This window comes from Natronolimnobius baerhuensis (assembly GCF_002177135.1).
GTDB classification, from domain to species: domain Archaea; phylum Halobacteriota; class Halobacteria; order Halobacteriales; family Natrialbaceae; genus Natronolimnobius; species Natronolimnobius baerhuensis.
The window spans coordinates 1,253,046-1,265,250 of record NZ_MWPH01000001.1 but is presented as its reverse complement, the minus strand read 5'-3'; the positions used below and the strand labels follow the sequence as shown (position 1 = coordinate 1,265,250).

Sequence of the window (12,205 nt, the reverse complement as noted above, 5' to 3'; positions counted from 1 at the left end):
AACCGCCGCCCGGGTCGCGGTTGCACCGGTTGACTCGCTTCGCTCCTCAACCGAGCCTCGTCTCACACAGTTCGACTCACCGCCGGTAAATCGTTACAGCAATCCGTATCAGTCGTCAACTAACTCCTCGAGCAGCGTCTCCAGCTCGTAGCTCTGGAGCGCGTCCCGTTCTTCGATTGCGGAGATAACGAACGTTGAGTCCGTCCGCTCGACGCCCTCGAGTTGCTCGAACTCGGCGATCAGGCGCTCGACCATCTCGCTGCTGCTCAGTCGCGCGATGACGATGAAGTCCGTCTTCCCCATCGTGAAGTAGACGTTCGTCACGCCCTCGACAGTCAGGAGCCGATCTGCAAACTCCTCGTAGGAACCCTGATAGTCGGCGTGGACCTCCACCAGCACGGTGACGCCGAGGCCGAGTTTCTCGAGGTCGATTTCGTAGCGGTCGTTTGCGATGATCCCCTGCTCGCGGAGGTTACTGAGCCGGTAGTGAATCGTCGAGACCGGAATCCCGGTCGCCTCGTGTAACTGCTCCGGACTCCCCGTCTCGAGTTCAGCAATCGCGTTCAACAGCCGAACGTCGCGCTCGTCCATAGGTGAGTGTTCGTCCCCCAATTCATGTGTCTTCCGGGCGACATGGTTGGAGTTTTCTCTCACTCGAGTACGTGCAACTGGCACGATTTCGGATAGTATCCATATGTATGATTCTGCATCCGAGAAATTGAGCAGTCTTGTAGAAGGCCCTAAGTAGTCGACGTATTTTCGGAGTGTATATGACGCTACTCGGATCTCTGCCGGACGGGTACCGCGAAGCGGTGCTCTTTTCGATTCTGGCACTCTGTTGGGGCAGTTCGTTCGTCGCTATCGAAATCGGCCTCGAGTACGTGCCGCCGTTGCTGTTTGCCGGCGGGCGCTACGCGCTTGCTGGCGTGATCGTCCTCGCGTACGCGGCGGTCGTGACCGATCAGCTGTGGCCAGAGACTCGAGGAGAGTGGCTCGCGGTCGCCGTCGCCGGCGTCTTCGTCATCGCGCTCTATCACGGACTGTTGTATCTCGGCGAACTCTACGTCTCCGGCGCAGTCGCGGCGACGGTCGTCAGCACGGCACCGATCCTCACCGTGGCGTTTGCGGGCGTGATCCTGCCAAACGAACGACTCGCACCCGCAGGTATCATCGGCTTCGTGCTCGGACTGGTCGGCGTGATCGCCGTCGTCCAGCCGTCCGGAGCGACACTCGGCGGCGAGATGATGGTCGGCGTCGGGCTCGTCTTCGCCTCGGCCATCGCGTTCGCCCTCGGGAGCGTGTTCCTCAAACCGATCAGCTCCTCGCTGCCGCTCGAGACCCTCGAGGCCTGGGCGATGTTGCTCGGTGCCGGCGTGTTGCTCGGCTGGGCGGCCCTGCGTGGCGAATCCGTCGCAGCAATCGCGGTCACGACGGAGGCGGTGCTCTCGTTTGCCTACCTGACGCTCGTCTCCGGCGTGTTCGCCTTTCTGCTCTACTTCGAGTTGCTCGAGCGAACCGGTGCGACGCAGGTCAATCTCGTCAGTTACGCCGAGCCGGCGGTCGCGATGGCCGTCAGCTGGGCCGTGATGGGGTACGTCGTCGACTCGCTGACGGTGCTCGGTCTGCTGACGATCCTCGCCGGCTTCGTCGTCATCAAACGAGCAGCGCTACGGGGCCTCCTGCGCTCTACGCTGGAACGTCGGTCGACGCGGCCAGTCGATCATGACTCGATTGGCGGCGAGTCAGGAGCGCGGACCGACGGGGGCGTTGCGCTCGAGTCGGACGCCGAGTCAGCGCTCGAGGCCGATCCTGGTCCCACGACGAATTCGGCCGAACCGGCGGACGACTAACTGGGAACTGAATTACGTCAGGAGATCGAAAACGGATTTTACCTGTAGGCGGACCGTTTTCCGTCCGCACGCGAGCAGAAAACCCATGGACCGCGCTCGATGGTGGACGGCAGCCCTGTTTCTGTTCGTCTTCGGCGATGCGATTGCGATGCAGGCTCGAGGGCCGATCCTCCCCAGTCTCGAGGAGACGTTCGGCGTCTCGGAGGCCGCACTCGGGTTGATCGCGCCCGCGGGGACCGCCGGGTTCGTCGTCGCTGTCGTCGCAACGGGGATATTGGCCGGCCGGGTGCGGATGCGTCGGACACTGGTCCTGTCTGCACTCGGCGTCGTCGTGGCGTTGCTCGTGATGTCCGCCTCGCCGCTGTATGCCGTTTTCTTGCTCGCGTTGCTCGCCCAGGGCGCTGCTGCGGGCGCGTTTCGCGGCATCGACCGTGCAGTCTTGAGCCACCTCCACGCAGCGCGTCGCGGACGAATCTACGCGGCGTACGCGCTCGTCTGGGCGGTCGGTGCCGTTCTCGGCCCGCAACTGGTCAGCGGCGTGCTCGTGGTGGCCGACTGGCGCGCGGTCTTCGTCGTGATCGCGCTCTGTTTTCTTCCGACGATTCTCATCGCGAGTCGAACCGAACTCCCTTCGATGGACGCCGAACGGTCCATTTCGCGGTCGGCACTCCGCGAGTTGCTCCAGCGACGGTCGGTGATCGGTGCCTGCGTCGGCATCATGCTCGTCGGCGCAATCGAGGGCATCCTGTTCACCTGGCTCGTCTACTATGCGAGCGGGTTCTACGAAACCGCGACCGCCAACTTGCTCCTCTCGGTCTACCTGCTCGCGTACATGCCCGCTCGCCTCGGCTACACGTTCCTGATCGACCGCGTTCCCTCGCTGCTGTTGGTCCTCGCCACCGCCATCCCCACAATTCCGGCACTCGCAGTCGCCTTCTCCGGCCAGACCGGTCCCATACTGTTTGTCGCCGTCTTCGTCGCCGGTGCCGGCCTCTCGAGTGGGTTCCCAACGCTGTCGGCCTACGCGGTCGAGGCCGCACCGGAGTACAGCGGGCCGCTGAACGCCGTGACGAACGGCTCGACGTACTTCGGAATCGCGTTCGCACCGGCGGTCGTCGGCGTGCTCGCAGAATGGTACGGCATCGGGCGCGCGCTGTGGGTGACGGTCGGGCTAGCAGTCGCGCTGCTCGGCACGATTGTCCTCACCTGGCTGTGGACCGGGTCCGCGAGTGCGCCGACGGGCGACGCCTCGAGAACCTGACGGTCAGCCTCACTGGTCGCGTTCGGCCGGTCGCTCTGTCGCTCGTCGTAGGACGCCAAGCAGCGTATTCGCCTCGCGGGCGGTCAGATCGGCTCGGCCGTACACCCGGCGCAGCATCCGCCCGGCCTTCTCGCGTTTCTCTTCCGGATGGTTGATCTCGACCAGTAAGTCGTCCCACTGGTCGTACAGACGCTCGAGCGTCGGTTCGGGTGCACGCACGCGCTCGAGGTCGGGCAGTTGCGTGTCCGCTGGAGCCAGCGCCAGCGTTCGCAGTTCGTAGAGCGTGATCGTGGCGGCCTGTCCGAGGTTGAGCACGGGATACTCGCTACTGGCCGGAATCGAGCAGATTTCGTCGATCTGGGCGAGTTCCTCGTTGGTCAAGCCGACGCCTTCCCGGCCGAACACGAGCGCGGTTGGGCCCGCGACGGATGCCAGTCGATCCACGAGCGCTGCCGGCGTGGAGAACGGAAACCGAATATGATTGTTGTCGTCCTCGTTCGTCACAGCGGTACAGCCGATAGTGTGGTACTCCGAGACGAGGTCCCCGAACGTGAGTTCGGTCGCATTTGGGAGCACGTCTTCGCGTGCGTGGCCCGCAAAGCCATAGGCCTCGCCGTCGGGATCGAGTTCCGGCGGGTCGACCAGCAGGAGATCCTCGAAGCCGAAATTCTTCATCGCTCGAGCAATCGTTCCCACGTTGCCTGGCGTCTGTGCGTCGACGACTGCGACAGCCGGTGGTGACCGAATGGGTGAGTCGGACGCTGTCTCTGTGTCGTCGGAACCCGTGTGATCGGCTTCTCCTTGAGTTGATACCGACTGATCGGACGTGGATGGGAGATCACTCATGTGGTACCCACCCCAGCAGTCGTGACTGAAGATGGACTGGCCGTGTGCATACAGTCGCTATCGAACGGGCGAGGAAAAGTGATGCGTTCAGTCCCGGACCGAGATGGCGACTCGAGTCTGAGACAGATAGCTGTGGTAAGTGTAGTGATCGGGAAGGAGAATTGAGTGTTGAGACTGTGCTGTTACTTTGTGTCTGTCTTGTCGTTCTTCTCTCTCTTCTAGACTAGTCTCTAGAAACTAGATACTAGAGTAACTAGATAGACTCACCGATAGGAAAAGCAACATAGTAATGAGTTTCATCTCGAGATCTTAGACCTTCTCTACCGCGTATTCGTGAGTATTGCTCGCTCTACTGCTCGATTTTGTTGGATGGGCTGGGGGGACACACCCCCCTCGCGTTTGTAAGGCATTCTATGTGTGGGGGGTCTGAATGGGAACACACCTCCATCGCGGATGTAAAAATCCGGTTTCTGGACCCACCTCGAGCAAAAATCGGGCTTCAACTCGAGACCCACCCACCCATTTCCCGTTACATCCGCGACGGGGGTGTGTGTCCCGACTAAATCTCGTCTTCCAGCACCATAACGCGGGAAATAACGGGTTTGACGGTATCCTACCCACCAATACTGATGTCGACACCCGTCACTCGAGCGTCAGACAATTCCCGATGAGTCGCACTCGGACGCGTCAGACGGCGAGTCGCGGTTACACTCGCGAGGGGGGTGTCGGTGCTCGGCCGGCACCGACGTCCGGTCTTAGAGGCGCGACGCCGGCGATTCGGTCCCTTGTCTCCAATTACCCCTCGAGTCGACGGTGGAGGGACTTAGACCAGTCATTTACAGACGCGAGCGATCCCCATACATTTATTTCAGTACAGTTGGTACGCACCGGGTACTGCAATGTCCGCGAACGATGATCGCGATCCACTCTTTCGGTATGATGATCCGGTCTTTGCTGACGAGCGACTCCTCGAGATTACGCATCTCCCGGGGCCAGACCGGATCGTTGGGCGTGACGAGCAGATGCAACGGGTCGCGGACGCGCTCAATCCCGCTATTTTCGGGAGCGAGCCGAATCACCTGTTCATCTTCGGCAAGACCGGGACCGGCAAATCCCTGATTTCGCGGTCGGTGACGAAACGCGTCATCTCGGAGGCCGGCCGCGATGGGGTGACGGTGAAATACGCCTTTATCGACTGTGGCGAACAGAACACGGAGGCGTCAATCATCAAAACCATCGCCCAACTCGTCAACGAACCTGACCAGAGTGGCATCAACATTCCCGACCGTGGCCTCGGAACCGGTGACTACTACAAGCGACTCTGGCAGGCCATCGACCGCTGTACCGACGTTACCATCGTTATTCTGGACGAGATCGACATGCTCGAGGACGACGAAGTCCTCCGGAAACTCTCGCGTGCCGGTGAGAACCGACGTATCTCTGACTCGAGCATCGGCATTATCGGCATCTCGAACAAAATCGACTTCCCGGATCATCTCTCCGAACGGGTCAAATCGAGTCTCTCGCGGGACGAACTCGTTTTCTCTCCCTACGATGCGAACCAACTCGTCGAAATCCTCGAGAAGCGCCGCGATGCGTTCCACGACGGGGTGCTCTCTGACGACGTGATCCCGCTGACTGCGGCACTCGCCGCTCAGGAACACGGCGATGCACGCAAGGCAATCGACATTCTACGCAATGCGGGACGGATCGCAAAGAAACAGACTGATACGCACGTCACTGCCGAGCACGTCCGCGACGCGAAAGAAAAGACCGAGGCAGATCGGTTCAACGAACTCATCGAGGGCTCGCCCCAGCAGGCAAAGGCGATTCTGTACTCACTGACGCTGCTGACCGAAAACAGCAGTCAGAAAGAGTTCCCGACGAAGATCATCTACAACCAGTATAAACAGATCGCTAATCAGCTCGATTTCGACGTCCTCTCCGAACGACGCGTTCAGGAAATCCTCCAGGAGCAGAACTTCCTCAACGTAATCCAATCGGAACGCGAGGGGCGGGGACGCGGTCGCGGTGCACACGCGAAACACCGCCTGCTCGAGAACCCCTCGATTGTCAAGAAGGTGCTGTTGCGCGACGCTCGCTTGGCTCCACTCGAGGATACCGACACGGGAGCAGACTCGGGTACAGGGGCAACCTCGAGTACGGGGTCAAGGACATCTCGATCCGGAACCAGGTCTGGTGCAGGCTCGAGGTCTGAAGCGAACGCCAACTCTGTGTCCGATGCTGACGGTGAGTCCGCTGTTGATCGTGGGCCTGATGCTGATCGTGGGTCCGACACTGATGGTGGATCGGACACGACAGTTTCCGACGGCCGTTCCAACTCGTCATCGGCACAATCTGACCAGTCGTAACGCCCAACAGGCTGTTCGAATTTGATTTGAGTCGCCTTTCCAGTGAATCTGGACGACTCTCTCGATATATATTGTATTATTTGTATACAGTGAACACATAACCGAGAGTAGTTTGTTCTAGCATTCGAATGTCGAAACTCATCGAGCAACTCCAATCGACGGTGATGGACCGACAGTCCATGACGGCGATTGCAGGGGACGAGTCGCTCACGTTTTCACAACTCTGGTCGCAAACTGATGCCTTTGCTGGCGGGCTCCGTGACCGAGACGTTGGTGCTGGCGAACGGATCGGGATTCGGATCGCAGAGCCACGTGCGTTTCTGATCGCAGTCTTTGGCACGCTGAGAAACGGCTGCGTGCCGGTAACAATGCCACTTGAGTACGACGAACGAACGGTTGCGACAGCACTCGAGGAGGCAGGTGCAACGGCAGTTGTGACGGACCTCAAGCGCCTGCCATCGATTCTGGTGGGTGCAGACTCGGTTCGACTTGGTGTTCGCGTCGGCGATGGGACTGGCATGGGAGTCGCCTTCGAGTCGTTTCTCGATAACAGCGGGATGAACAGTACGGGGACGCGCTCTGGAATCGACATCGTTCGTCGGGCGGACGAGGATCTGGGTCTGATCGCGTATCTCGGACGACTCGAGCGTGAGCCACTCGCAATCACGTATCCTCAGTCGTCGCTTATCGCAGCTGCCCGCGCCGGCGGCGGCGAACTCGTCTCTACTAGCCATGCAGACGCGACGGACTCCGAGAGCACGAGCGAGCGCCCAGGGCAGATCGGTGCGCTCTCGCTTGCGAATCCACTCGAGTTGCTGTTCGGTGCGACCGCCACGCTCGTTCAAGGTGACCAGTACCAGCCGCTCGAGGAGTGGGACCCTGACACAGTTCGGTCGCTGCGCTATACGACGGCGATGCAGCGGGTATTCGTGACCCCAGCGCAGTATGAGAGCCTGCGAGCAGTCGCCGGTACCGAGTCAGATGGAACGAATACGCCAGCAGACGGAGACAGCATGGTTGGTGTCGCCGTCCTCGAGTCAGCCGGCGAGATGACAGCTATCGACGGTGGCAGTGTGTCACTCGTCGGAACGCCGGAAACGGGGCTGACACACGTTCGGACGGCAGCCGATATCGATGCAGGGCGACTCGGGCAGTCGTTGCCCGACGTTCAAACGACTGTTCACCGGGACGGAGCTGACAGTGAGACCACTCGTGAGACAGCCACCGATAACACCCCACAGGCCACCGACAGCACCGCACACACTCCCGGCGAACTTGCCGTTACCGGTCCAGCAACGATGGATGGCTATCTCGAGCGGCCAGCGCTGACCGATAGGACAGTCCTCACGGCTGCGGGGACGCGCTGGATTCGGACTGGCGCTCGTGCGACGACCGCTGAGGGGACGGTCGTTCTCGAGGAAGAATCGGTGGGGACAGTGACTTTGACATCCTCCTCGCCCTGAACAGCAGACGCCGAACCTAATTTGCGGCGTTGCTGGTAGGGTGGCTATGGTTGAGACGACCGAAGCAAAACACGTCTGTCGCGAATTCGCGGCCGTTCCACATCGGAACGGCCGAACGCATACGACCGGCTTTATATCGTTCTTTCTAGCAGTATCACTCATCGCCTTGTAGCGTGGTGTCTTCCCTCGAGATGTCTGCCTCGACGTCGTCGCCGTGCTCGAGGCCGGCCAGAAGCGTATCAATTCGCTCGGCTTCGTCCTCGCGGTCGAGCGTGCCAGCGTCGGGATAAACGCCGACGAGGACGAAATGGTCGCCGCCGTAGTCGGGCTGTGAAATGTCGATGTAGACATCGACGCCCTCGTAGCCATGCAGCGTCGCCTCGCCATCGAACGTATCCACCGAAATCTCGCCGCCGAGTGCCTCGACAGTTCGCTCCGCGAGTTTCTCGCCCACCTCGAGTTCGGCGTACTGATCCTGGACGTGTTCGGCGATTTCGGCGGTTGTCATGTCGCTGATTGGGTTGAAGTTCTCACCGATAATCCTCACCTGAGGGGTAGTAATCGCAGCGAAGACGCCGGCTTCGGCCTCGCCGCCGAGCACCCCGAACGGCGTACTGATCGTTCGCGTATACTGACTGATGTAGTTGATCGCGTCGACGGATTGACCGACAATCGTCTCCGTCTCGAGGACTTCCAGCGTCCCCTGATACTCGTAGCCGGCATCCGAAACTGCCGACTGCGAAACGACTGCTGGCGATGCAGTAACCGTTGTGAGGTCGTCAAAATACTGTTCGACGCTGCCAAGACAGCCGGCCGTTGCTGTGAGTCCGCCGACTGCCACCGCTGCAACGAACCGCCGTCGATCCATACGCTACCCTCAACAAACGGGCGGATAAGTGTCGTGCCGACACTCTCGGTGCGAGACTGATCCTCGAGAAACGCACAGTCGTTGAGTACCTCGAGTGCGTGTGCGCGACTGGCCGCGGTCCGTCCCCAGTGTTATTCGGACGGCAGCCGATACGTCGCGCCGTCGTCGGTATCCTGGACTTCGATACCGAGCGCCTCGAGTTCGTCGCGGAGTTCGTCTGCGCGCTCGTAGTTGCCGTCGTCTCGCTCTTGCTCGCGAACGTCGAGAACGAGTTCCACCACATCGCCCGCCAACTCGGCGCTGCCGTCCGTCTCGCCGGTAAAGGAGAGCCCGAGGACATCGCCCAGTTCCTCGAGTGCGTCGACGGCGTCGCAAAGGCCGCGGTAGTCGTACTCCGAACGGTCCTCGAGATGAGCGTTGATCGCCGAGGCAATCGACAGCAACGCAGACTGCGCCTCACGCGTGTTGAAGTCGTCGTTCATTGCTGCGATGAACGAGTCACGGGCCGAGTCGACGGCTGTCCGAAGCGCCTCGTCCTCGACTTTCGTTCCCGCGTCGGGGGAGTCGACTGCGTCGACGGCCGCCTCGTAAGCACGCTCGAGTTGGTCCCAGCGCTCTTCGGCCTCGGCGATGGTCTCATCGGAGTAGAGTTGCTGACTGTTGTACGAGCCGGCGGTGAGGAACGTTCGCATCACGTTCGTTCCCCACTGGTCGATGGCGTCGTCGACGGTGACGAAGTTGCCCAGACTTGAGGACATCTTCTCGTCGGCCATCTGGAACAGTTCGCAGTGGAGCCAGTAGTTCGCAAACTCCTGGTCGGTCGCGGCCTCAGACTGGGCAATCTCGTTTTCGTGGTGTGGGAAGACGAGATCGCGGCCGCCGACGTGGATGTCGAGCGTTTCCCCGAGATGGGTCATGCTCATCGCCGAGCACTCGATATGCCAGCCGGGCCGGCCCTCGCCCCACGGCGAGTCCCACGTCAGCGAGGTCTCGCAGGCGTGTTCTGGGTCGGCAGCGCCCTCGTGACGGTGTTCGGCGACCGCTCCTTCGTCGACGCCGCCTGCCTTCCAGAGCGCGAAATCCGCCGGATTGCGCTTTTCGGAGCGTTCCTCGGGATCGCCCTGTGATTCGATCTCCTCGAGATCCTGGTTCGAGAGTTTGCCGTACTCCTCGAAGGCGGCGACGTCGAAGTAGACCGAGCCGTTGGATTCGTAGGCGTAGTCCTTCTCGACCAAGGTCTCGACGAGATCGATGATTTCGGGGACGTGCTCGGAGACGCGCGGGTAGACCTCCGCGCGCAGGAGATTCAGCGAACGCATGTCCGACAGCGTGCGCTCGATATACGTCTCGGCGACTGCTGACTCGCCCTCGCCGAGATCGTCCTCGCCCACGCGGGCGACGATCTTCTCGTTGATATCCGTGAAGTTTTCGACGTGACGCACGTCGTAGCCGAGGTACTCGAGCCAGCGGTGCATGACGTCGACGTGGACCCACGACCGCGCGTGGCCCAGGTGGGGCGGATCCGAGACCGTCAGGCCACAGTAGTACAGCAGTACGTTCTCGGGGTCCTGTGGCTCGAACGGCTCCGTCTCGCCCGTCAACGTGTTCGTCACGTGTAGGGTCATTACGAACGTCTACCCGCGGACCCCAGTTAAACGCTATTATGGCCCGCTCATCACGCAATTGGTCTAGCGATACGTTCTCATCCTCCAGTAATTCCCTCTTGTACTACTGTGGAACGCTCTCAAGCGCGTCTTCGACCGCCCGAAGCGCGTTCGCCCCCTCGAGTCGATCAACGACAACGAGAAGCGTGCCGTCGCCGACGGCCGCTGCGGTTGGGTCGATGCCCTCGAGTGTGAGCGCCTGAAGCACTGCAGCCAGTGCCGCGCCATCGACTGCGCCGGTTGCGAAGATGGCCGTCTGATCACCGCCATTCGAGCCGAATCCGGTTCCGCCAACCGAAACAAGCGTGTCGGTACCGGCGTCTATCGGACCAATTCCGCTTTCCATCTGGACGCGAACATCTCGGGACTCGGGTTCGTACTCCGGCAGCTCCTCAGCGTACCGGCGCAGCGCGGTCGCAACTGCGTCCGTCTCGCCGTCGACCTCGAGAAAGCGTGCCGCGGCCGTATAGTTGACAATACCCGCCCGGAGCGCCGTGACGAGAAACGGGTGTTGGTCGGCGACACGGCGCGTCTCGGCTGCCAGTGACATATCGGGGTGCGCGTCCCGTGATGACATAAAGTCGCCGCTATCTGCAACCGCCGGTGCTCGAGACTGTCCTCGGCCGCTGTTCGCGAACAAGATTAAATCCCTTCGACCGCTACGAAGCGTATGAGCAACTCCGAGTCGGACGCGTCTCTCGAGGACGACGTTCGAACGGCCGTGTCCCTGTTCCTCCAGCGGAACTTTCCACAGATCGAACTGCACGGCGGCGAATCGACGATCACGGAAGTCGACCTCGAGGAGCGCCGCGTTGGAATCAACCTCACCGGTGCCTGCAGCGGGTGTGGCGTCAGCCCGATGACCACCCAGGCGATCCAGCGACGGCTGCCGGCCGAAATCGACGCCATCGATCACGTCACCGTTTCCACCGGCTTCGACGGTATGGCCACGCAGGGGTCGGGGTCGGGACCCGACGTGCCGCCGGATACGCCCTTCTGATGCTCAGGGCGCTGGCGCTTCGCCGTCATCGCAGCCATGTCCGTCACAGACCGCGGCGTTTTTGCCTCGAGGCGCTCATCACACGGATATGAAGCCCGAAGCCGTCGCAGAACTCATCGAGTCGAACCTCGAGGACGCCGACGCGACCGTCACGCACGCGCGTGATGAACACGACGAGGACCATCTCGCAGCGACGGTCGTCTCGCCCGCATTCGACGGCGTCTCACTGGTCCAGCAGCATCAACTGGTGTACGACGCCCTCGGCGATCACATGACGACCGACATCCACGCCCTCGAACTCTCGACGTACACGCCCGAAGAGTACGACGACCTCGAGTAGCGCCGCGTCCCGTCCTCGCATCGCCGCGTGCTGAACCAGGACCCGCAGACTTTTCCTTCTCTCCTGATACGATAGCAGTATGGAGTCGCTTCACCCGCGAATTCGCTTCCTCTGGATCGCCCAGGGTGTCATTATGGCAGTCGTTCTCGGTGTTGCCCTCGTGGTAGCCGATCAGTTGTTCGTCGACGTGCCCACGGCCATCATCGGCGGGCTCGCCGGTCTCGTCCTCATCGCCGCTGTCGCCCATGCCGTTCGTCTCTACCAGATCTGGCGTTTCGAACTACAAGGGGACGCGCTCTACCTCGAGCGCGGGGTGATTACGTTCGTCGAGACCGCCGTCCCGTTCGTTCGCGTCCAGCACGTCGACACCCAGTTCGGACCGATTGAACGGATGCTCGGCCTCTCGAGTGTCGTCGTCTACACGGCGGGGACGCGAAACGCAGACGTTCGGATTCCGGGGCTGACGCCGGATCGTGCTCGAGAACTACAGGATACACTTCGCGAACTGGCCGTCGAGAGCGAGGCTGACGACGCTGTCTAA

At 61.3% G+C, this 12,205-nt stretch carries 11 protein-coding genes and 1 pseudogene; 7 read left to right on the top strand and 5 right to left on the bottom strand.

Features of this window, described 5'->3' with window-relative positions; genetic code table 11:
• Positions 1-108: 108 nt before the first annotated feature.
• Positions 109-591: an Lrp/AsnC family transcriptional regulator gene (locus B2G88_RS06055; protein ID WP_054863430.1), complete on the bottom strand. Its 483-nt coding sequence runs from the start codon at positions 589-591 to the stop codon at positions 109-111.
• Positions 592-770: 179 nt separating this feature from the next.
• On the opposite strand from B2G88_RS06055, the gene B2G88_RS06050 reads away from it, so the two are divergent.
• Both B2G88_RS06050 and B2G88_RS06045 read left to right on the top strand, forming a co-directional pair.
• A complete protein-coding gene (locus tag B2G88_RS06050; protein WP_087714247.1) occupies positions 771-1,850 on the top strand; it encodes a DMT family transporter in 1,080 nt (359 codons plus the stop codon).
• Between the two features lie 85 nt (positions 1,851-1,935).
• On the top strand, positions 1,936-3,111 hold the full coding sequence (locus B2G88_RS06045; RefSeq protein WP_087714246.1) for an MFS transporter: 1,176 nt from the start codon (positions 1,936-1,938) through the stop codon (positions 3,109-3,111).
• A gap of 9 nt (positions 3,112-3,120) precedes the next feature.
• Here the strand turns inward: B2G88_RS06045 and B2G88_RS06040 are convergent, their stop codons facing one another.
• Positions 3,121-3,957, bottom strand: coding sequence for an RNA methyltransferase (locus B2G88_RS06040; protein WP_087714245.1), 837 nt, complete (start codon positions 3,955-3,957; stop codon positions 3,121-3,123).
• Between the two features lie 899 nt (positions 3,958-4,856).
• On the opposite strand from B2G88_RS06040, the pseudogene B2G88_RS06035 reads away from it, so the two are divergent.
• Both B2G88_RS06035 and B2G88_RS06030 read left to right on the top strand, forming a co-directional pair.
• Positions 4,857-6,077 (top strand): annotated as a pseudogene (locus B2G88_RS06035) (Cdc6/Cdc18 family protein); the annotation flags it as partial.
• A 380-nt stretch (positions 6,078-6,457) separates the two neighbouring features.
• A complete protein-coding gene (locus tag B2G88_RS06030; RefSeq protein ID WP_087714244.1) occupies positions 6,458-7,792 on the top strand; it encodes an AMP-binding protein in 1,335 nt (444 codons plus the stop codon).
• A 154-nt stretch (positions 7,793-7,946) separates the two neighbouring features.
• On the opposite strand, the gene B2G88_RS06025 is transcribed toward B2G88_RS06030, so the two are convergent.
• The 3 genes from B2G88_RS06025 to B2G88_RS06015 all read right to left on the bottom strand — a co-directional run bounded on the left by B2G88_RS06025 (position 7,947) and on the right by B2G88_RS06015 (position 10,874).
• Complete coding sequence (locus B2G88_RS06025) at positions 7,947-8,660, bottom strand: DUF6517 family protein (RefSeq protein ID WP_054863283.1); 714 nt, start codon at positions 8,658-8,660, stop codon at positions 7,947-7,949.
• A 131-nt stretch (positions 8,661-8,791) separates the two neighbouring features.
• Entirely contained in the window at positions 8,792-10,285 is a 1,494-nt protein-coding gene (gene cysS / locus B2G88_RS06020; protein ID WP_087714243.1) for a cysteine--tRNA ligase, read from the bottom strand.
• 103 nt (positions 10,286-10,388) lie between these two features.
• Positions 10,389-10,874, bottom strand: a complete 486-nt coding sequence (locus B2G88_RS06015; protein ID WP_087714242.1) for a DUF7523 family protein — start codon at positions 10,872-10,874, stop codon at positions 10,389-10,391.
• 120 nt (positions 10,875-10,994) lie between these two features.
• On the opposite strand from B2G88_RS06015, the gene B2G88_RS06010 reads away from it, so the two are divergent.
• From B2G88_RS06010 to B2G88_RS06000, 3 genes are all read left to right on the top strand, one after another.
• Positions 10,995-11,324, top strand: a complete 330-nt coding sequence (locus tag B2G88_RS06010) for a NifU family protein (protein WP_087714241.1) — start codon at positions 10,995-10,997, stop codon at positions 11,322-11,324.
• 88 nt (positions 11,325-11,412) lie between these two features.
• On the top strand, positions 11,413-11,664 hold the full coding sequence (locus B2G88_RS06005) for a BolA family protein (RefSeq protein WP_054863285.1): 252 nt from the start codon (positions 11,413-11,415) through the stop codon (positions 11,662-11,664).
• Between the two features lie 79 nt (positions 11,665-11,743).
• The gene (locus tag B2G88_RS06000) at positions 11,744-12,205 is read left to right on the top strand and encodes a PH domain-containing protein (RefSeq protein ID WP_054863286.1); all 462 of its coding nucleotides are present in this window, start codon (positions 11,744-11,746) and stop codon (positions 12,203-12,205) included.